Origin of the sequence: Streptomyces sp. NPDC029674 (genome assembly GCF_044903205.1) — a bacterium.
Classification (GTDB): Bacteria; Actinomycetota; Actinomycetes; order Streptomycetales; family Streptomycetaceae; genus Streptomyces.
This window is the reverse complement of sequence record NZ_JBJDPY010000027.1, coordinates 1-20,390: the sequence shown is the minus strand read 5'-3', so window position 1 is coordinate 20,390 and position 20,390 is coordinate 1. Positions and strand designations below refer to the sequence as shown.

The 20,390-nt window shown below is 72.8% G+C and carries 19 protein-coding genes; 5 read left to right on the top strand and 14 right to left on the bottom strand.

What is annotated here, in order from left to right; all coding sequences use genetic code 11:
- Positions 1–90: 90 nt before the first annotated feature.
- The 8 genes from ACI2L3_RS37350 to ACI2L3_RS37315 form a co-directional block, all read right to left on the bottom strand.
- On the bottom strand, positions 91–1,176 hold the full coding sequence (locus ACI2L3_RS37350) for a transaldolase family protein (RefSeq protein WP_404756905.1): 1,086 nt from the start codon (positions 1,174–1,176) through the stop codon (positions 91–93).
- Positions 1,173–2,198, bottom strand: coding sequence for a ketoacyl-ACP synthase III family protein (locus ACI2L3_RS37345; RefSeq protein WP_404756904.1), 1,026 nt, complete (start codon positions 2,196–2,198; stop codon positions 1,173–1,175). The genes ACI2L3_RS37350 and ACI2L3_RS37345 overlap by 4 nt, the downstream gene beginning before the upstream one ends.
- Positions 2,199–2,256: 58 nt before the next feature.
- Positions 2,257–3,372 carry a VOC family protein gene (locus tag ACI2L3_RS37340; RefSeq protein WP_404756903.1) on the bottom strand — a complete coding sequence of 372 codons (1,116 nt, stop codon included), beginning with the start codon at positions 3,370–3,372 and terminating at the stop codon, positions 2,257–2,259.
- A 65-nt stretch (positions 3,373–3,437) separates the two neighbouring features.
- Positions 3,438–4,223 (bottom strand): SDR family oxidoreductase, encoded by a 786-nt coding sequence (locus tag ACI2L3_RS37335; protein WP_404756902.1) that lies wholly within the window; start codon positions 4,221–4,223, stop codon positions 3,438–3,440.
- 144 nt (positions 4,224–4,367) lie between these two features.
- Positions 4,368–5,465 (bottom strand): zinc-binding dehydrogenase, encoded by a 1,098-nt coding sequence (locus tag ACI2L3_RS37330; RefSeq protein ID WP_404756901.1) that lies wholly within the window; start codon positions 5,463–5,465, stop codon positions 4,368–4,370.
- 17 nt (positions 5,466–5,482) lie between these two features.
- On the bottom strand, positions 5,483–5,929 hold the full coding sequence (locus ACI2L3_RS37325) for a hypothetical protein (protein ID WP_404756900.1): 447 nt from the start codon (positions 5,927–5,929) through the stop codon (positions 5,483–5,485).
- Entirely contained in the window at positions 5,926–6,741 is an 816-nt protein-coding gene (locus tag ACI2L3_RS37320; protein ID WP_404756899.1) for a cupin domain-containing protein, read from the bottom strand. Before ACI2L3_RS37320 ends, ACI2L3_RS37325 begins: the two co-directional genes overlap by 4 nt.
- The gene (locus tag ACI2L3_RS37315) at positions 6,734–8,032 is read right to left on the bottom strand and encodes a sedoheptulose 7-phosphate cyclase (protein ID WP_404756898.1); all 1,299 of its coding nucleotides are present in this window, start codon (positions 8,030–8,032) and stop codon (positions 6,734–6,736) included. The genes ACI2L3_RS37320 and ACI2L3_RS37315 overlap by 8 nt, the downstream gene beginning before the upstream one ends.
- 274 nt (positions 8,033–8,306) lie before the next feature.
- Between ACI2L3_RS37315 and ACI2L3_RS37310 the strand changes: the two genes are divergently transcribed.
- From ACI2L3_RS37310 to ACI2L3_RS37295, 4 genes are all read left to right on the top strand, one after another.
- Entirely contained in the window at positions 8,307–9,218 is a 912-nt protein-coding gene (locus ACI2L3_RS37310; RefSeq protein WP_404756897.1) for an NADP-dependent oxidoreductase, read from the top strand.
- Between the two features lie 75 nt (positions 9,219–9,293).
- Entirely contained in the window at positions 9,294–10,538 is a 1,245-nt protein-coding gene (locus ACI2L3_RS37305) for an MFS transporter (protein WP_404756896.1), read from the top strand.
- 72 nt (positions 10,539–10,610) lie between these two features.
- A complete protein-coding gene (locus tag ACI2L3_RS37300) occupies positions 10,611–12,248 on the top strand; it encodes an FAD-binding oxidoreductase (RefSeq protein WP_404756895.1) in 1,638 nt (545 codons plus the stop codon).
- Between the two features lie 111 nt (positions 12,249–12,359).
- Positions 12,360–13,148 (top strand): alpha/beta fold hydrolase, encoded by a 789-nt coding sequence (locus ACI2L3_RS37295; protein WP_404756894.1) that lies wholly within the window; start codon positions 12,360–12,362, stop codon positions 13,146–13,148.
- 78 nt (positions 13,149–13,226) lie between these two features.
- Here the strand turns inward: ACI2L3_RS37295 and ACI2L3_RS37290 are convergent, their stop codons facing one another.
- The 5 genes from ACI2L3_RS37290 to ACI2L3_RS37270 form a co-directional block, all read right to left on the bottom strand.
- Positions 13,227–13,601 (bottom strand): MarR family winged helix-turn-helix transcriptional regulator, encoded by a 375-nt coding sequence (locus ACI2L3_RS37290; protein ID WP_404756893.1) that lies wholly within the window; start codon positions 13,599–13,601, stop codon positions 13,227–13,229.
- A 303-nt stretch (positions 13,602–13,904) separates the two neighbouring features.
- Complete coding sequence (locus tag ACI2L3_RS37285; protein ID WP_404756892.1) at positions 13,905–15,098, bottom strand: acyltransferase family protein; 1,194 nt, start codon at positions 15,096–15,098, stop codon at positions 13,905–13,907.
- Between the two features lie 64 nt (positions 15,099–15,162).
- Positions 15,163–16,566: an MFS transporter gene (locus ACI2L3_RS37280; RefSeq protein ID WP_404756891.1), complete on the bottom strand. Its 1,404-nt coding sequence runs from the start codon at positions 16,564–16,566 to the stop codon at positions 15,163–15,165.
- 72 nt (positions 16,567–16,638) lie between these two features.
- Positions 16,639–17,910 carry a sulfotransferase gene (locus ACI2L3_RS37275; protein WP_404756890.1) on the bottom strand — a complete coding sequence of 424 codons (1,272 nt, stop codon included), beginning with the start codon at positions 17,908–17,910 and terminating at the stop codon, positions 16,639–16,641.
- A gap of 91 nt (positions 17,911–18,001) precedes the next feature.
- Positions 18,002–18,631 carry a TetR family transcriptional regulator gene (locus tag ACI2L3_RS37270; protein WP_404756889.1) on the bottom strand — a complete coding sequence of 210 codons (630 nt, stop codon included), beginning with the start codon at positions 18,629–18,631 and terminating at the stop codon, positions 18,002–18,004.
- Positions 18,632–18,864: 233 nt separating this feature from the next.
- Between ACI2L3_RS37270 and ACI2L3_RS37265 the strand changes: the two genes are divergently transcribed.
- A complete protein-coding gene (locus ACI2L3_RS37265) occupies positions 18,865–20,037 on the top strand; it encodes an IS701 family transposase (protein WP_404756888.1) in 1,173 nt (390 codons plus the stop codon).
- A 14-nt stretch (positions 20,038–20,051) separates the two neighbouring features.
- Here ACI2L3_RS37265 and ACI2L3_RS37260 read toward each other — a convergent pair.
- Positions 20,052–20,390, bottom strand: a 339-nt coding sequence (locus tag ACI2L3_RS37260; protein ID WP_404756887.1) for a fructose-bisphosphatase class II, incomplete at its 5' end; no start/stop codon positions are given.

Below are 20,390 nucleotides of genomic sequence, written 5' to 3'. Positions count from 1 at the left end.
TATGCCTCCTCTGTTGCGCTTTGCCGCACACCTTAAGGTGCGCGGCCGCGCGGCCGCCGGGGCCCCGGCACCCTGACCCGGGCTCTTCGCTCAGGCCGGTGCCAGCGAGCGGCGTGTTCCGGGGTGGTACGCCGTCGTACCCGCGGGCGCCGTCCGGTGGGTCCGGGCGGGCGGGAGGAGCGTCTTCGCGGCCGCCGGGACCTGCGGGGGCCGCGCCGCCAAGGACTCCACCGGGACACCGAACCAGTCCAGGTACGCCAGCGTCCGCTCGGCGTCGGCGTAGTGCCGCCACACCCGGTCGCCGCTCACCGTGCCGGACTCCGCGAGGACGTGCGCCGCGGCCGGTGTCATCGCCGCGGCCGTGCCCCTCGTCACCAGTTCCTGCACGGCGTGCGCCGCGCGGGACGGGGAGGCCGTGCCGGTCACCCACAGCGGCTTGGGCTCCGGGGTGCCGGCGGCCGCCAGCGCTCCCCAGCGCGCCGAGGCGAACGTCATCTCGTGCGTACGGTGCGCGAGGCGGGCGCACGCCAGTCCGGCCCGGCCCCGGAGCGCCTTGGCCTCGTCGGAGCCGATGAGGTCGAGGCGGGCGTCGACGTCTCCTTCGATGCCGGTCACGTCGAAGGAGATGAAGGAGGCGGAGCGGGTCGACTCGTCCAGCGCCGCGAGGAGGGCGGTGGCGGCCCGGCCGTACTGGCGCGGCGAGCGCACCCCGGACACCTCGACCGCGATGTCCAGCACGCACAGCGCCCGCAGGGTCGCCGTGTCGGCCGCCTCGGCGGGCAGGCGGACGACCAGGTTGGGGCGGTCGATCCCTTCGCGCAGGGCGCGGGCCCGCGCGACCCAGGTGACGGCTTCGGGCGCCGGCGGTGCGGGCAGGGGGACGGAGACCAGGCCCTTGGCTCCCCCGCTCGCCCAGTACCGCGGCAGCAGAGTGTCGCAGACCCTCCTGATCTCGTCGGTGAGTCCGGTGGATTCGGTGGGTCCGGCGGGTTCGGTGGGTGCGGTGCGTGCCGTGCCGGCCGCGGAACGCGCCTGCGGGCCCGCCATGCGGACCCCCGCCACCTCACCCTGCGCGAGCGCGCGACGGACCTCGCGCGCCGCCCCCTCGACTGTGACCGACACGTCGAGCCATACGTCGACGCCCTCGGCCCTCAACCGCTTCCAGGCGTGATTCATCGCCCCGCCCCTCTCCCCTTTTCCAGGACCGCGCAGGTCCAGCTGAAGCCCGCGCCCACCCCTACGAGCAGCACCCTGTCGCCGCTCTTCAGCGTGTCGTCCGCCAAGAGCTTCGCCAGACCGGCCACCTGGTCACCGGCGCCCAAGTGGCCCACGGTCAGGCCGAGTTCCTGCAGCGTCACCTCGGGCTGTATGCCGAGCGGAGCCAGGCACTGCAACCGGGAGAGCCGGGCCCCGAAGAAGGGGACGACCACGGCCGCCATCTCGTGGATGTCGGCGCCGGCCTCCGCGAGGCAGTTCTTGACGGCGGACATCATGCCCGTCTCGTTGCGCGTCGTGATCTCTTCCTGCGAGCGGTCCCGCAGGAAGCCCTTCTTGCGCGCGACCAGGTCGAGCGGTCCCGCCTGGCTCGCGCTGGGCAGGAACGGCTCGTCCCCGCGGTGCAGACCTTCCAGCATCGGCTGCGAGAAGGACGACGTGGCGACGAGGCGCAGCGCTGACGGCGTGCGGGAGAGGACGACGCCCGTCCCCGCGTCACCGAACGCGAGGCCCCGGTCGGTGCTCCAGCGGGGGAAGGCCGGGTCGGCGAACCGGTCGCCCGTGGTGACCAGGGCCGCCCGTGTGGCGGGGATCGCCGTGAGGCGCGCCGCCGCGTTCTCCAGCGCGCTCATCCCTCCGTTGGACATCTGGCGCAGCTCGTACGACACGCAGTCGCCGTGGCCGAGCACCCGGTCCTGGACGTACGCCGCCGTGTTCCAGAACTCCAGGCCCTGGTACCAGCAGTTCGCGTGGATCAGCAGCCCCACGTCCTGTGCGTCCCGGCCGCTGCGGGCGAGCGCCGCGCGGCCCGCGGCGACGGCGAGCTCGGGCGCGCTGCGCCCGTCGCTCACCGACACGGAGCGCTGCGCGCTCCGCTCGATCTCCTCGGCCGGCAGCAGCCCCGCGGCCACCGCCTCCTGTCCGGTCTGCAGCTCCCCGAACTCGGCGGCAGCGCTCTCCACGTAGATGTCGTCCCAGCGCACTCGCCCACCCCTTCCTGATCCGATCGTCGTTCCCGGCCTCGTCCTCGGCCCGTGGCGCTCAGCGGTTGCTCCACCGCGGGCTCGGGCCGAACCTGCGTGCCGCCGTGTGGCGCTCGTACGGCATGCCGGGCGGCATGTTGAGCACCTCCAGCTGGAATCCGCCCACACCGCGGAAGTAGACCCAGCGGTCACCGTGGATCGGGCCGCCGTCCTCGATCAGCTGGGGGACGCCGAGCACCTCGGCGCCGTCCGTCCGGGCGAGCCAGGCGGCGGCGCGCTCGACGTCGTCGACGAAGAACGCGAGGTGGTGGCCGCCCACGTCGCTGTTGCGGGGGCGCTCGGTGCGGCGGCCCTCGGCCTCGAAGCCGCTGAGCTCGACGGTGGTGACCGGGCCGAGCCGGATCGCGGCGGTGTCCTTGCGGAACGGCCCGGTCACCCCGTACCGGCGCCGCGCGGTGCCCGCGTCCACCGACTCGGCGGTGCGGTAGACGAGTTCGCCGCCCATGGGGCCGGTGAAGAAGGCGACGGCCTCGTCCAGGTCGGCCACCGAGTAACCGACGTGACCGATGCCGAGGGCGCCGGGCAGTCCGCGCGCCCAGTCGCCCGAGGGCCGGTAGACGCGTGCCCCGGTCTCCCGCTCGTAGGGCAACGCGTGCGCCAGTTCGCGCAGTTCGAGGCGCATGCCCCAGTCCGTGAGGAGGTGGATCCGGCGGTTGCCGGCCGTCGGGCCGCTCTCGTCCGTCCAGGGCTCGCCGAGGACCTGGACGTGCGGGGAGCGCGCGGCCTTGGCGAGCGCCTCGTCCAGGTCGCTCACGTGGATACCGATGTGGTGCCCGCCCACGTCGGTGAACTCCGGTGCCCGGCGCCGCTGTTCAGGCGCGGTGTACTCGAACAGCTCCAGGTTGCTGTCCGGCCCGAGGCGCAGCATCGCGATGTGGGCGCTCGCGCGCGGGTGGACGCCGAGCTGGCGTGCCATCCAGTCGCTGTCCGGCTCCTCGACCGGGCCGAGGCGGTAGAGGACGTCGGCGCCGAGCACCGTGGTGCAGAAGTCCACGGCCGCGTCCAGGTTCGCGACGGTGTAGGCGTAGTGGTCGACGTTGCGGGTGGTGGGGATGGAGGTGGCGGCCGCGGTTTCCGCGGTGGCCGCGGTCGTCGTCGGGGCGGTGGGTGACATGACTCTGCTCCAGGGTTGCGGGGTGCACCCGGGGTGCACGCGGGGAGGGGCGGAGGCGGCGGGGGTCAGACGGTGCCGGCGTGGGCCGCGTTGGCGACCGCCGCGGAGAGCGCCATGCCGCCGTCGATCAGGGTCGAGGTGCCCGTGGTGTAGGCGGCGGCGGGCGACGCCAGGTACGCGACGAGGGCGGCGACCTCGTCCGGGCGGCCGGGGCGGCCCGCGGGGATGGCGGGACGGGCGATCTCGGCGGCGTCCAGGCCGGCCGGGACGTTGTTCATCGGGGTGGCGGTCTCGCCCGGCGCCACGGCGTTCACGGTGATGCCGTGCTCGGCCAGGTCCAGCGCCATCGCCTTGGTCAGCGCGCCCAGGCCGCCCTTGGCGGCGCAGTAGGTGCTGCCCTCCCCGATCGGAATGTGCTCGTGGATGCTGGTGATGTTGATGATGCGGCCACCGCGGCCCTGCTCGATCATGCGCGCGGCCGCGACCTGGCTCAGCCGGAACGGGCTGGTCAGGTTGACGTCGAGGATGCGCTGCCAGTCCTGGAGGGTCTCCTCGACGACGGTCGCGCGGCGGTTCAGGCCCGCGTTGTTGACCAGCACGTCGATGCCGCCGAGCGCGTCGACGCACTCCCGCAGGGTCTCCCCCGCGGCGGCGGGGTCGGTGAGGTCGAGCCCGAGGGTCTCGGCCCGTACGCCGTGCCGCACGGCGAGCCCGTCGGCGATCTCCTTGGCCGCGGCCGCCTGCCGCCCGTAGCCGACGACGAGGTCGAAGCCGGCCGCGGCGAGCGCCTCGGCCACGGCCGCGCCGATACCCGAACTGGCGCCGGTGACGACGGCGATGGGGCGATTCATGGGGTGCCCTTTCTGGTGAGGGGGGTGAGGAGGTGAGGTGAGTGAGGGGGTGGCGTGGAGTTGGGGAGGGGGGGACAGTGGGCCGGGAAGCCCCTGACGCCGCCGGGGGGTCAGGCGTCAGGGGCGGTTGCCGGCCACGCCCCTTCAGGGGCGGGGAGTCAGCGAGAGGGCCACCTTGGGTGCGGCCCGACGCCCCCTCTCCAGGAGTTCGAACGCCTTGTCGACATCGGTGAGCTCGAAGACGTCGGCGATCATGCCCTTTGCCGAGAGGACGCCCTCGGCGAAGAGCCGCAGCGCGCGCTCGTAGTAGTCGAGCCCGTGCCGCACGCCGGTCATGGTGACGCCGCGCAGCACCAGCTCCGAGGCGTCGACGGCCGGCAGCGGGTCGTTGGGCACGCCGACCGCCGCGATACGGCCCCCGACGTCCGCCACCCGCAACGCCTCGAGCAGGGCCGGAACCGCGCCGGACGCCTCGATGACGACGTCGTACTCGCCGTCGCGCGCCTCACCGGGCAGGAAGGCGTGTTCCGCCCCCATCCGCAGCGCCGCGCCGATGCCCGCGTCGTCGATGCCGACCACGTCGACCGTGCCGGCCACGCGGCGGGCCATCTGCACGGCGAGCAGGCCCATGGTGCCGGTGCCGAAGACGAGGACGCGCTCGCCGGGGAAGACCCCGACCTTGTCCAGCGCCGCGAGCACCGTGACCGCCGGCTCCGCGAGCGCCGCCGCGAAGTCGTCGACGCCCGGCGGGACCTTCGTCAGGGACTGGGCGGGGAGGCGGATGAACTCCGCCGCCGCGCCCTGCTGCCCGTAGAGGCCGACTTCCTTCAGCTGCGAGCACTCGTTGCGGTGGCCCCGCTGGCAGGCGCGGCAGCCGCCGCAGGCCAGCATGGTCTGCCCGACGACCCGGTCGCCGATCTCCAACTGCCGTGAGTACTGGCAGTTCCCGGCGATCGCCACCACACGCCCGACCCACTCGTGGCCGAACACGTGGGGCATCGTGGCCCGGCCGTCCCGCACGTAACTGGCCGTGCCGTGCAGGAGTTCGAGGTCGGTGCCGCAGATGCCGACCGTCGTGGGGGCCACCAGGACGTAGCCGAGCTCGGGGCCCGGTATCTCCACCTCCACCTGGCCGACCTTGTTGGCATCCATGATCGCGGCGGCGCGCATGGAGCCGTGCGGCCAGCGCCCGCACAGCAGGTCGTCCGTGGGGGGCAGCACCTTTTCGTGGTGTTCAGCCAACGTATGGTCCTCCTCGGTCAGTGCCCGTCGTCGATCGGCGGGCGGAAAATGGGGGTCTGCTCGCCCGACGGCAACTCCGGCACGCGCGCTGGAAGTTGCGCGCTGACGTCGGCCGGCAGAACGCGTACGGCGAGGAGGTCGAGCCCCTCGGCTCCCGCGGTGACCCGCACCGCGGCACGGGCCCCGACGAGCAGCGCGCCACCGGCGTCGAGCGTGGTCCCTGCGCCGGTCGCGGCCTCGGTGTGCACCGACGCCGATCCGGCGACCGCGTAGAGGGCGGCCTCGGTGCCGTGGGCCGGCTCGTGCGCCCAGGTGGCGCCGGGCGTCAGCCGGATCTGCTCGAAGGACTCGCACTCGCTGTGCAACATGCCGCGACGGGCGAGGCAGCGCCAGGTGCCGCCACCGGTGTCCGGGCCGGCCGGGCGCAGTCGGAAGGAGGGCGGGGCGGGAGTGCTGACGATCACCGGGCGGCCTCCGCCGGCGCGACGGCGACCTCGGCGTGGAAGAACTCCAGGCCGCCCTCGCGGTCCGCGCCGATGCGGGCCCGCGTGCCCAGTGGCAGCGTCACGGCCGTGCCCGGGTGCAGCTCGGCGGTGCCGCTGCCGTTCTCGACCCAGCCCGTGCCGGAGAGCACGAACACCATGTGCTCGCGCCCGTCCGCCGTCAGCTCGACGGTGCCCGAGGCGTCGACCGTCTCCAGGGCGAGGGAACGCATGGGGCCGGTGAAGACGTCGGACGGGGAGACGGAGCGCTCGGCTCGCAGGTCGTGCAGGCGTGCGGTGCGCACCGGGGGTTCCTCCTTGGCGGGGGCGGGGGCGGGGGCGGAATCGGGGGCCGGGACGCTCGCGCCGAGCGCCGCGTCGAAGTGGGGTGAGCGCATCTCGATGACCAGCCAGGCCAGATCGCTGTCGCCCGTGTTGCGCAGGCCGTGGACGGTGCGCAGGCCGGTCAGGACGAGCGAGCCGGGCGCGATCGGGTGGGCGGTGCCGTTGAGGTAGATCTCGCCGGTCCCGGAGAGGATGAAGTAGACCTCCTCGGTCCGGGTGTGCAGGTGCTCACCGCTGACGCCGCCCGGCGGGACGCACGCCCACTCGACGGCTTCCCAGCCCCCGCGCAGATCCGCGCCGGACGCGAGGGCCTTCCAGCGGGTCACGCCCGTGGTGCCGTGCACGCCGTGGATCTCGGCGGGGCCGCTGACGTCGCCGACGATCACTCCGGCGCCGGAGGTCGCTTGCGGGGCCGGTACCGGGGCCGGCGCGTAGGCGGTCTCAGACATGCTGCGGACCTCCCACGCGGCGGCCCGCGGTACGCAGCTCCGCCACGCCGTCCAGCAGCTCCTGCTCGGTGAGGTCGTTGACGAAGGTGACGTCGCCGATGCCCACCGGGAGCGGGAGGCGCTGCCGGCCGTCGCGGTGGCGGACGGTGTCGCGCAGCGCGGCGGTGAGGAGCTCCGGCTGGTCGAGCAGGTCGTCCCAGGCGGGCAGTTCGAGCGCGTGCATCACGTCGTAGACGCGCTGTGCGTCCGCGTCGCTGATCAGGGAGCGGCGCCGGGCGAGTGCCGTGGTGAGTGCCATGTCGACGCAGACCGCCTCGCCGTGCAGCAGCGCGGGCAGGGCGCGCATCTCGACGGTCGGGCTGAAGGTGTGCCCGTAGTCGACCGAGCGCTCCAGCTTGGCTTCCCACAGGTTGGGCTGCAGCTCTTCGAGCATGCCCTGGATGGCGCGGCGCACGACTTCGCGCGCGGCCTCCTCGCCGGCCTCGCTCTCGCCCTGGAACTTCTCGTTCAGCAGCAGCGGGCCGTAGCGCTCCAGGACGTCGAAGAGCCGGGCGTCCTTGATCAGGGCGATCTTGAGGATCTCGGCGAGGCCGTTGCCGATGTGGCGGCGGTCGAGCGTGGCGAGGAAGGTGCGGTCCAGGAGGGTGAGGTCGGCGGGGAAGTAGGTGCCGAGCCGGTTCTTGTGCCCGTTGAAGTTGACCCCGGTCTTGGCGCCCACGCCCGCGTCCACCAGGCCGATCAGGGTGGTGGGGACGCGGATGAACGGGGTGCCGCGGCGGTAGAGGCTGCTCGCCAGGCCGACGATGTCCATGAGGACGCCGCCGCCGATGACGATGAGCGGCTCCCTGCGCCGGTCCACGCCGAACGCGTCGAGCTCCTCGACGATGCGGGCCGCGGTCTCGAAGCTCTTGACGGTCTCGTCGGCGGGGACCACGCAGATGACGTGCTCGACGTCGTGGTAGTCGAAGTAGGCGCGGATGCGGTTGCCGTGCAGCAGGTCGACGTCGGAGTCGAGCACCACGAACCGGCGCAGGCGCTTGCCGGGGGCGGCCGCCGGCTCGAGCAGGTCCGTGCGCTCGAAGTCGAAAAGGCCGTCGGCGACGCGCACTTCATAACTGACCGGCTTGGCGGTGCGGACCACCCACGCGTCGATGCGCTCGCTGTAGGCGTACAGCCCCGCGCCGGGCTGTGCCGCGACGACCGCGGCACCGACGGAGCCGGCCGCCCCGTACTCGGTGGCCTGGGCGTGCTCGCTGGGTCGGCCCAGAAGCGCCGAATTGTTGCCGGACACGGATCACCTCAACTGGTTCGAAGAGTGGTTCGGAGAGTCGTGCTGAGAGCGGTGCTGAGAGTCGTACGGAGAGTGGTGCGGAGAGCGCTGCGGGGGGAGCCTCTCGGTGGTGGGGAGTGGCTCAATCTATGCATTCTCAAGCAATCATCCGCAAGGCCGGTCGGCCATTTCCTGGACTTGCCGAAGTAGCGGCGCATGGCCCGTCAGGGCGTGAACGAAGAACAGAACGACTGCTACGTTCTCCCGGAATCACACATCTGCAGGAGGAACTTACGTGCGTGCCAGCACCCTTCCCCGCTACGGGGACCCCGAACTGCTCACCGTGGCCGAGCTGCCCCGCCCCACGCCCGCGCCGGGACAGATCCTGGTCCGCGTCGCGGCGTCGGCGGTGAACCCGGTCGACCTCGAAGTGCGCTCTGGGGCGGCGGCCGGCAACATCCGCCACGGCTTCCCGATGATCCTCGGCTGGGACCTCTCCGGCGTCGTGGAGGAGTGCGGGCCGGGCGTCGACCGCTTCACCGCGGGCGACCGGGTCGTCGCCATGTCGGCCCAGATGGCCACCGGGGTCGGCACCCACGCGCAGTACGTCGCGCTCGACGCCGAACTCGCCGCGCCCGCCCCGCGCACCGCCCGGCTCCCGCACGCGGCCGCGCTGCCGCTCGCCGGGCTCACCGCCCACCAGGCGCTCGAACTCCTCGACCCGCCGGCGGGCGGCACCGTGCTCGTCACCGGCGCGACCGGCGCCGTCGGCGGATTCGCCGTCCAACTGGCCGTCTCCCGCGGCCTGAAGGTGCTCGCCTTCGGGCGGCCCGACGACGCGGACCGGCTGCGCGCGCTGGGCGCCCACGAGACGTACTCCGACGAGCACCCGGTGCCGCCCGGTGCCGCCGACGCCCTCCTGGAGACCGCGGGACTGCCCGCCTCCGTCGCCGGGGTGCGCGACGGTGGCCGCGCCGTCTCGATCGTGCCGACCGCCCCGCCCGTCGCGGAGCGCGGCATCGACGTCCGCATGTCGTTCGTGGAACAGGACGGCCGGCGCCTCGAAAAGCTCTCCGCGCTGGTGGACGAGGGCGTGCTCACCCTGCGGGTGGCCGCGACGTTCCCGCTGGCCGAGGTGGGCGAGGCGCACCGGCGACTGGCGGCGGGCGGCTCCCGCGGCAAGCTGCTGATCTCCCCCTGGGACTGACCCCGGCGTCCCGGCGTCCGCCGTGACGTGACCCGTGCCCCGACCCGTGTTCCCGACCCGTGACTTGGAACAGCCATGCCGTTTGCCCTCTTCCCCTTGATGCTCTGCGTCTTCAGCGTCGGCAGCGCGGAGCTGGTCGTCGCCGGTGTGCTGCCCGCCATCGCCGGTGACCTGGACGTCTCCCTGTCCGACGCGGGGCTGCTCGTGACGGCGTACGCGCTCGGCGTCGTGGTCCTCGGCCCGCTCGTCACCCTCGCCACCAGCCGAGTGCCGCGCACCCCGCTGCTGCTCGGCCTGATGGGGCTGTTCGCGGCGAGCAACGTGCTCGCCGCACTGGCTCCCAGCTACCCGGTCCTGATGACCGCCCGCGTCCTCTCGGCGATCACCCACTGCACGCTGTTCGCGGTCTGCATCGTCGTCGCGGGGTCGCTGGCGGAGAAGGGCAAGGAGGCGTCGGCCGTGTCGCGGGTCGCCGTCGGCCTCAACCTCGCCACCGTGCTCGGTGTGCCGCTCGGCGTCCTGCTTGAGGAGCACTTCGGCTGGCGGTCGTCGTTCTGGAGCATCGCCGGGCTGAGCCTGTTCGCCCTCGCCCTGGTCGCCTGGCGGCCGCCCGTCACGCCCGTGCCGGTCGCCGGCGGGTCCGGTGGCGTCGGTGCCGAGCTGCGGGTGCTGCGCAACCGCACGGTCCAGATCGCCATCCTGCTCACCGCGTTGGCGATGGCGGGCGTCTTCACCGCGTACACCTTCGTGAACCCCATCCTCACCACGATGGGCGGGTTCGCCGACTCGACCGTCAGCTGGCTGCTGCTGCTCGTCGGCTGCGGCTCCCTCGTCGGCAACCTCATCGGCGGCAAGCTGGCCGACCGGGCGCTGATGCCCTCCCTCGTCGGCGTCCTCGCGGTGCTCGGCGCCGACCTCGCCCTGATGGCGCTCGGCGGCGAGCAGCCCTGGCTCCTGCTCGTCCTCCTCGTCGTCTTCGGCGCCGCCTACTTCGCCGTGATGCCGGGGTTGCAGGCCCGCATCCTGACCGGGGCCGGGGACGGGGCGCCCACGCTCGCCATCGCCATCAACATCGGCGCCTTCAACATCGGCATCGCCTTCGGCGCCTGGTTCGGCGGCCAGCTCCTCGGCCTCGACTTCGGGCTGCGCGTGGTCATCGCCGCCTCGGCCCTCCTGTCCTGGCTCGCGACGGCCGTCGCGGTCACCGAGCTCAGGAAGGACCGGCGCGCCGTGCGCGGCGCCACCGCGCCCGCACCGGCCGGCCCCGCCCCCGTTCCGACCTCGCCCGTTCCCGCCGCGGCCGACGCCTCGACCGACTGAGGACGGCCGACCGCGGCCACCACCCGCTGCAGCAACCACCTGTGGCATCCGACTTCTTCTGGAGAAGCACTGATGAGTGAGCTCACCCGGCGCAAGGTCCTGCGGCGGTCCGCCGTGGCGGGCGGCGTGGCCCTGGGCGCGACGGTGCCCGGCACGGGCCTCGCCCAGGCCGCGCCCGTCCGGGTCACGGCCGCGCCCGCCGCGTCCGCCGCGGCTCCGGCGGTCACCGTGCGCCCCGACGACGCCCGCTACCCGGAGCTGATCCGCGGCACCAACCAGCGCTGGGTCGGCAAGCCCGAGTACGTACGCCTCGTCTCCTCCGCCGACCAGGTGGTCGACGCCGTCAAGGAGGCCGTCGCCGCGGGCAAGCGCGTGGCGGTGCGCAGCGGCGGCCACTGCTACGAGAACTTCACCACCAGCTCGGACATCAAGGTCCTCATCGACCTGTCGCAGCTGGCGGCGGTGGACTACGACGCCGACCGGCGGGTCTTCGTGGTGGAGCCCGGCGCCTGGCTCTCCGACGTCTACAGCACCCTGTTCAAGCGCTGGGGGGTCACCCTGCCCGGCGGCTCGTGCCCGTCGGTGGCGGCCGGCGGCCACATCGTCGGCGGCGGCTACGGCGCGCTGTCCCGCCTGTTCGGGCTCACCGTCGACCACCTGTACGGCGTGGAGGTCGTGACGGTGGACAAGGCGGGGACCGTGCGCAAGGTCGTCGCCACCCGCGACGCCGACGACGCCCGCCTGCGCGACCTGTGGTGGGCGCACACAGGAGGCGGCGGCGGCAACTTCGGCATCGTCACCAAGTACCTGCTGCGCACGCCGGGCGCCACCGGCTCCGACCCGGCCACGCTCCTCCCCCGCCCGCCGGCGGAGCTGCTGACCTCCACCGCCACCTGGTCCTGGGACGGCCTGACGCAGACGGGCTTCAAGCGCCTGGTGAAGAACTACGGCGACTGGTTCGTCGCCCACGGCGGTCCCGACGCCGCACACCTCGACCTGTTCAGCCAGCTCAAGGCGGCACACCGGTCGGCGGGCGCGATCACGATGGTGACGCAGCTCGACGCCACCCGCTCCGGCGCGAAGGCGGACCTGGACGCGTTCGTCGCCGCGGTCGGCGCGGGGGTGCCCGGCACCCCGCAAGTCAGCACCCAGCGCCTGCCGTTCCTGCACGCCACCAAGTGGCCGGGGTTCGCGGGCGGTGACCCCACGCTGCGCTTCGAGGACAAGTCCGCGTACATGCGGGCGAGCTTCCCCGACGACCAGCTCTCGGCCGCGTACCACCACCTGACCCGCACCGACTACACCAACCCGGCGGCGCTGCTGCTCATCGCCGGGTACGGCGGCCGCGTCAACGCCGTCGCGCCGGACGCGACCGCCGTGGCCCAGCGGGACTCGGTGATGAAGCTGCAGTACCTCGCGTTCTGGCAGGACGCCGCGGAGGACGAGCGCCACCTGGCGTGGGTGCGCGAGTTCTACCGGGACGTCTACGGCGCCTCCGGCGGAGTTCCCGTGCCGGGCCGTGTCAACGACGGCTGCTTCGTCAACTACGCCGACGTCGACCTCGGCGACCCGGCGCACAACACCTCGAAGACGCCCTGGCACTCGCTCTACTACAAGGGCAACTACCCCCGTCTGCAGCGGGTGAAGGGCGACTGGGACCCGCGCGGCATCCTGCGCCACGCCCAGTCCGTCGAGCCCTCCACGGGCTGACCCGCCCCCCCCTGACTTCCGCGGTCCCCTCACCGGACCGCGGTTCCGCGCCGGGTCACCGGCGCGGCCTCCCCTCCCGCACTACAGCGACACGACAGCAAGGAGAAAGCGATGCCTTTCGCTTCCACGCACGGTTCCAAGGTGGAGTACTTCGAGACCGGCACCGGCCCCGGACTCGTCCTGGTGCACGGCACCGGCGGCGACGCGGGGACGTACGACCAGCTGCGCGACACCTTCAGCGACCGCCGCACCGTCGTCGTCCCCAACTACTCGGGCAGCGGCGCCACCGAGGACGAGGGCGGCCCGCTGACCCTGGAGCTGCTCGTCGCCCAGATCGACGCCGCGATCGAGGACAGCAGCGCCGAGGGCCCGGTGGACCTCCTCGGCTGGTCGCAGGGCGCGCTCGCCGTCGCCGCCTACGCCGCCGTGCACCCGGAGAAGGTGCGGCGTCTGGTGCTGCTCACGGGCTGGATCAAGAACGACGCGCGCCAGCAGCTCTACTTCGACCTGTGGCACCGCCTCGACCAGCTCGACCACGAGACCTTCGGCCGGTTCCTGCAGCTGAACGGCTGGACCACGCAGCAGGTCAATTCCTTCGGCGTCGCGGGTGTCGAGGAGATGGTGTCAGGCGGCGTCCCGGCGGGCATCGGCCGGCAGATCGCGCTCAACCTGGAGCTCGACATCACCGAGCACCTGTCCGACATCACGGCGCCGACCCTGGTCATCGGTGCCACGCACGACAACATGATCCCGGTCGAGCACTCCCGTGCGCTGCACGCGGCCATCAAGGGCAGCCGGTACGCCGAGCTGGAGGCGGGTCACTTCGCGGTCTTCGAGAAGCCGGCCGAACTGGCCCAGCTGGTCGAGGAGTTCCTGGAGGCGGCCGACAGCGACGTGTGACGCGCACGTCCGCACAGAGCCCCGGTGGGGCGGCCCGAGCCGCCCCACCGGGCTCTTTCGCGTCCCGGCCCGGACTCCTCAGGACGCCGGGGACGTGGGGGTGTGCCGGAGCCGGTTGACGAGCGACGCCGTCTCCGGCTCGAAGGCGGCCATGTCGAGTGCGAGCGACAGCTCCTTGGCGAACGTGCCCTGCGCCTGGCCGACCAGTTTGCGGCCCTCCGCCGTGAGGTGCGCGAACATCACTCGCCGGTCCTCCTCGCCGACCGTACGGGCCACGAGGTCCTCGTTCTCCAGGCGGCTGACCAGGCGGCTCATCGTGGACTGGCTGGAGCCCACCGAGTCGGCCAGCTCCTGCATGCGCAGCGCCCCGCGTGCCAGGACCGAGAGGGCCGTGAACTCCGCCGCGGTGACGCCGTGCTGGCGCTGCAGCTTCTTGTCGAGGGTCGTACTCACCCCGTTCACCAGAAGCAGCAGTTGCCTCCACAACTCGAGTTCGCCACCGAGTCGCCCGCGTGCGGCAGTCGCCATGCCGTACCTCACCGTCCTGTCCTTCGCCTGCGCCCGAACCCCGGCCCCCCTGAAGGCGGCCCAGCGCCTCACGGTGTCGTCACAGCAGTCAACACTTGGTCAATACTTGCCTCCGCAAGCATAGGTCAGAGGGGGCGGCAAGGGCCAGGGTGTGCGGGATGCGAACGAGCCGGCGCGCCCCGGGAGCGGGGTGCGCCGGCTCGTTCGCCGCCGGAAGGTGAGGTGCGCCTACTTCTGGACGGCGCGGGCCCGCCGCTCGGCACCGGCCCGCCGCTCCGCACGAGGCTTGGCGAACCTGCGCATCATCGGCATCTCGACGCCCTTGTGCAGCAGCCACGCGAAGGCCATGCACACCACGAAGTACAGAGCCATGACGCCCAGGCCGCCGACGATCCCGAACTGACGTGTCTCGCCGATCAGCGAACGGACGTACACGAGAAGGACGTTGTGCACAATGTAGAAGGCGAACGACACCTCGCCCAGCCACACCATGACGCGCCCCCGGAAGGGCGAGCGGTCGCCGCGCAGGTCGGTGGCGGCGACGGCGGGGATGAGCAGCGCGAAGGGGATGAGCGCCGCCGCGTTGAGCCCGAAGAGCCAGGGCGTGGCGTTGGCGGCCGCGTAGCCCACGACGACGAGGCCGCAGGCGGGCAGCAGCCCCAGGTCGATCCAGCGGCCGGTCATGAGGATGCGCGCCATGACGATGCCCAGGACGAAGTCGAGGGTGCGCACCGGCGGCAGCATGTAGACGGCCCAGTACTGGACCTCGGAGACCGGGAAGCCGTTGGACATGGTGCCGTCGGGCAGCAGGAGGTAGCCGAGGGCCGGGATCGCGGTGATCGTGACGACAAGGCCGCCGGCCCATGCCCACAGCCGCTCGGGCCGTATCGCCGAGATCCAGCGGTGCAGCAGGGGGAAGCAGAGGTAGAAGAAGATCTCGCAGGAGAGCGACCAGCTCGGCGGGTTGATGCTCAGGTACGTGTGGTAGTCCGGGATCCACGTCTGCACCAGGAGCAGGTTGGGCAGCCACTGCTGCCAGGTGGCGGTCGCCGCGGCGAACAGCACCATCGCGCCGATCCAGCCGGCCACGTGGCTGGGGTAGAGCTTGACGAGGCGGCGGCGCCAGAACCTGCGGGGCGTGTCGTTCGGGCGGGCGGAGTAGGTGAGGATGAAGCCGCTGAGCAGGAAGAAGAACGTGACGCCCATCCACCCCGTCTTGCTCGCGGCCGCGTGGAAGAAGTCCGAGACCCCGCCGCTGAAGGGGTTCAGGGGCGGCTCGGTGGTCAGGGACGCGTGGAAGAGGAAGACCATGACCGCGGCGATGAAGCGCAGGCCGGTCAGCGAGGGCAGCCGGGTGAAGCCCTCGGGTCTGGTGGGCGGGATGTGGACGGTACTGCCGAGGGGTGCGACGTTCGTCGCCATGGAGACCTCCGTGGGCCAGTAGGTGGAACGGTCAATGCATAGTCAATGCATGCTGATGCAAGGGTTAAGGCTTCGAATGTGAGGGTGTCGTCGACGACGTGGATACGTCACGGCGCAAACGCCGGGGCACGGCCAGCTCCCGCTGGATCTCGGCGAACGAGCGGTTCTTCGTCTCGGGGACCGCGCGCACCACGAAGACCAGGGCACCGGCGCAGACCGCGGCGAAGCACCAGAAGACGGCGGCCTCGCCGAACAGGTCGGCCGCGGGCAGGAAGAGCTGGCCCACGACGAAGTTGGCGGACCAGTTGACGAGGACGCACAGCGCCACTCCCCTGGCGCGCACGGCCGGCGGGAAGATCTCCGCGGCGAGGATCCAGAAGACCGGTCCGATGCCGACCGCGAAGGCGGACACGTAGAGCCCCATGGAAACCAGGCTGACCCCGTGCGAGGCCCCGCCGAACGCCCCGTTCAGGGCGCAGCCGAGCGGCACGAGCGCCGCCGCCATGCCCACCAGGGAGAAGACGAGGAGCGGCTTGCGGCCCGCCCGGTCGACCAGGGGGATCGCGGCGATGGTCATGAGCAGGTTGGCCACGCCGATGGCGACGGAGTACATGATCGAGTTGGTGGCCGGCAGGCCGGCCCGCTGCATGATGCTGGGGGCGTAATAGATGATCGTGTTGATGCCCGCGAACTGCTGTACCGCCCCGATCGTGACGCCGATCAGCAGCGCGCGCCGCACGACGGGCTCGGCCAGCATCCCGCGCAGGGTGGCGGGTCCTGTGCCCGGCGCGGCAGCGGGCTCGTCACCCGGGACCGTTCCCTGACCCGCGAGCCCGGCACGGCGCCTCCGCTCGATCCACACGGGGCTCTCCGGCACGAAGAAGAGGCCGACCAGCATGAGGACGGACGGGATCAGGCCCACGCCGAACATGGCACGCCAGTTGGCTTCCCCGGCGAACCAGAGGTTGATCAGGTACGAGACGAGGATGCCCGCGGTGAGCAGGATCTGGTTGACCGTGATGAGGCGGCCGCGCAGTCTGGGCGGCGCCACCTCGGCCAGGTACAGCGGGACGAGCGAGGACGCGGAGCCCACGGCGACGCCGAGGATCACCCGCGCGGCCACCAGGGTCCAGAAGCCGGCGGCCAGGGTGGCGAGGGCGAGCCCCAGCGTGAAGGTGGCGGCGATGACGATCAGTGTCTTACGGCGCCCCCAGCGGTCGGCGGGACCGCCGCTCCAGAGCGCGCCGGCCGCCGCGCCGAGGAGCAGGGACGAGATCACCGCGCCCTCCTGGAACGACGTCAGGTGGAAGTCCTCCTTGAGGAACAGCAGGGCTCCCGAGATGACGCCCGTGTCGAAGCCGAAGAGGAGCCCGCCCAGGGCGACGACGCCCACGGTGAGCGCCAGGCGCCAGGGCGGGACGGCTGGTTCGGCGCTTTCGGGCACCGCCCGCAGGGACGGTCGCGTCACCCGGTCAATTTCCACGGTCACCGACGGCACTCGCTTTCTTGGGTCTGGGTACGTGTGGGGATCTCGGCGGCCTCACACCCCGTACCTCGCCCGGTACAGGGAGAAGCGGCTGGTCAGCTCCCGGCGGGAGAGACCGAATTCGGAGGGCTGGAAGAGACGGGCGCGGCGTGCCTCGCGGGCCGTTCCGTCGACGAACGCCGACACCACCCGGTCGAACATCGGTGTCGCGGTGACGCCGGCGAAGGCGAGCACGGCACGCACCTGCCCGGCCGGGTCCGCCACCAGGTCGTCGAAGCGCAGGTCGAGCACGCGCCCCCGGGGCACGTCGAGCCGCGCCCGCTCGGACGCCACGATGTGGCGCTCGACGCGGTCGGCCCACTCCTGCCCGGCGGGCCGTACCTGACGGGCCGTCCGCCCGCGCAGGGCCGTCGCGATGCCGGCGCACGCGGCGACGGTGTCCGCCGGATCGCGGTGCACCTGGACCACCTTGGCGTCGGGGTAGACCCGGAGCAGCTGCCGCAGATTGCGGGCGTGGAAGGAGTCGCGCAGCAGCAGCCGGGAGGCCGGGATCCGCCAGGTGACCGCCTGGAGCTGGGCGCGGTGGTAGGCGTAGGCCTCGGTCGTGTCCGCCGTCTCCAGCCATGCGGCGTAGCCGGGCACGCGCCAGGAGAGTGTCGCCGCCATGCCGTGGAACGCGTTGCCGAGGAGGCGGTGGCAGCCGCCGGGCCGCGTGGGGCCGATGAGGAGCCCGGAGCCGCGCCCCGCGGTGGCGCGCGCCAGGTCCCGCGCGACGCTGTCGGCCCGGTCAAGTGCGGCGCGGCGCTGTCGGAGGGTGGCGGGGCGGCCTGCCGGGTCGTGCAGTTCCGCCAGGGTCGGCGCGTCGAGGCCGGGGTGCTCCGCGAGGGTGTTGTGCAGCATCGCGGCGCCGCTGCCCGGGAGACCGGTGACGAAGACCGGTTCGCGGATGTCGTTCAGCGCGGTCTCGGGCCGGTCCCGCAACAGCCGGATCAGCTGCTGCTGCTTGTGGAGGGCCGACAGCAGCTCGGAGCGGGCGGCCCTGCGGCCCTCCGCGTGCAGGTCGGCCTCGGTGTCGAGGGAGCGCAGGAGCCGGTCGAGCGCCGGCAGGAAACGCAGTCCGGCGGCGTCCGCGTCGCCGTCCTCCCGCACGCGTTCCAGGAGGCTTTCCATGGCGAGTACGTCGCGGTCGCGCCCGCCCACGCGCTGCCGAGGCACCCCGTGCCCCGCCGCCCACAGCAGGCCGCCGGACGCCGGGCCGCCCTCAGGTCCGCCCCAGGGGACAGCCGACTCGCGTGCGAGGACAGCAGGTTCACTCCGTCTGCTCACCGACCCACCTTCCAGATACGTGCCGGAGCCACGCCGGCCCAGTCGAGTCTTGGATCTCTTCGCTTGCGCGCCGCCGCGCGCACCCGCCGCGTCAGGACGGGCCGGAGAGGCCCGGAAGGACGAGTGCCCAGAGGCGGGAGAGGTGCCGCTCCACACTGTCGTCGCGCTCGCCCGCACCCTGCCCCCCCTCGCCTTCGCCCTCCCCCGGCAGCCCGTGAAGCCGCCCCCAGAGGCGGGATTCCGCGCCGGCCAGGAGGTACTCGGCGAGGAGCACCACGTCGCCCTCGCTGACGGCGGGATCGAGTCCGCCCCGGTCGGCGCGGGCCAGGGTCTCGGCCACCGCGGGCAGCCAGAGCGCGGACCACGTGCCGTCGCCCTCGGGGAGTTCGCGCCAGAGCCGGACCGCGGCCCGCACCACCTCGTCCCGTTCGAGCAGCCGCGCCAGGTCGAGGGTGAGCGCGACCACGGTGTCGAGCGGCGGCGCCGTGCCCGCACTCGCTTCCGCCACACACGCGCGGACGGCGGCGTCCCCGCGCGTCCGCACCGCCTGGGCCAGACCCGCCTTGGAGGCGAAGTGGAAGGTGAGGGCGCCGACCGAGATGCCGGCGGACCGGGCGACGCGGCCCAGGGAAGTGCCTTCGTACCCCGTGTGCTCGAACTCGCGGGCCGCCGCGCGGACCAGGGCCTCCCTGGTCCTCGCGGCCCGTTCCTGCTTCACCATCGCGCCCTTCCCTGTTCCCCGCAGTCCCGGATGCCGCTGCGGTCCTGCACGCCACAGCCACTGTGGGCACTGGGCACGGCCCCGACAACGCCGACTTCCGAAAGTCGCCCCTCCGGTTGTCCGGGGGCGAATGAACTTGGCCAAGTAGCGCTCGTCCGCCCCCGGGACTTCAAAAGAAAACGAACGTTCTCTATTATTGCTGGGGTCAGGCGCCATCACGGGGAGGGAATGCCATGACAGAGCTTCAGGAACACCGGCTGCCCGAGCTGATCGCGGACACGTCGGTCAGCTCGTACGCGGAGACCGTCTTCGGCCACCTGCGCCGCGCGGATCAGCGGCGCTGGGCCGCGGCCTACGTGCTGGGACTGCTCACCACGCCCGGCAGGAAGTCGGTCAGGCGGCTCGCGGCCCAGCTGCACGCAGGACCGACGGCCGCCCAGTCCCTGCACCAGTTCGCCAACGCCAGTCCCTGGGACTGGGATCCGGCCCGCCGCGAGCTGCTGCGCCTGGCCGAGAGCCGCATCCGGGTGCGCGCCTGGACGGTCGGCGTCGCGGTGCTGCCCAAGCGCGGCAGCCACTCCTGCGGCGTGCACCAACGGTTCGAGCGGGCCACCGGCCGTACCGTCAACTGCCAGATGGGAATAGGCCTGTTCCTTTCGTCGGACACCGCGCACATCCCCGTGGACTGGCGGCTGCGGCTCTCCAAGGAGTGGCACGACGACGAGGAGCTGCGCGCGCGGACACGCATTCCGGAGACCGTGCGGCACCGCTCCGCCGCGGAGCACGTGCTGGATCTCGTCGACTCGCTCGCCCCGTTCAGCCGCCGTGAACCGGTGCCGGTCGTCGCCGACACGAGCCACCATCCGACGTCCGGGGCGTACCTGGCCGCTGAGCTGACCGCGCGTGGGCGCGACTGCGTGATCGCCGTGCCGCACGGCCTTCGGGTCGTACCGGAGGGCCAGCGCGTGGTCGCGCCCGGCTCACCCGACGGGGTGCTCACCGCCGGCCGGCTCCTCCGACTCCTCGCGCCCAAGGGGTCGGTGGCCACCGCGGCCGGGCTCAGGCACGGCCCGCCGTCCGGTGACCGGCTGGTCTCCGCCCTGGTGCGTCTGCCCGGACGGCGCGGTGTCTCCCCCGGCGTCTACCGCCTCTTCGCCCGACGGCGCCCCCGGGCCCAGGACGTCGGGCGCGTCTGGCTCACCAGCCTGGTGCGCCCGCCGCTGCACGACCTGCTGCCCCTGGTGCGGGCGCAGTCCGGCACCGCCGCCGCCCTCACGGACCTCACGGAGAACTACGGACTGCGTGACTTCGAGGGGCGTTCGTATCCCGGCTGGCACCATCACATGACCCTGGCCTCCGCCGCGTACGCGTACCACCGGCTCATCGCGAGCGGCCCGGCGATGTGACGTCGGCGCAGGCCTTAACTCGCCTGGTCGAAGTCGATGGCGCTGTAGGCGCGGAGTTTCGAGAGCCGGTGGTCGGAGTCGATCTTGCGGATGGTGCCGGACTTGGAGCGCATGACCAGCGAGGACGTCGAGGCGGTGGCGGCGCGGTAGCGGACGCCCTGGAGCAGCTCGCCGTCGGTGATGCCGGTGGCGACGAAGAAGACGTTGTCGCCCTTGACGAGGTCGTCGGTGGACAGGGTGCGGTCCAGGTCGTGGCCGGCGTCGATGGCGCGCTGGCGTTCGGCGTCGTCCTTGGGCCACAGCTTGCCCTGGATGGTGCCGCCCAGGCATTTGATGGCGCAGGCGGAGATGAT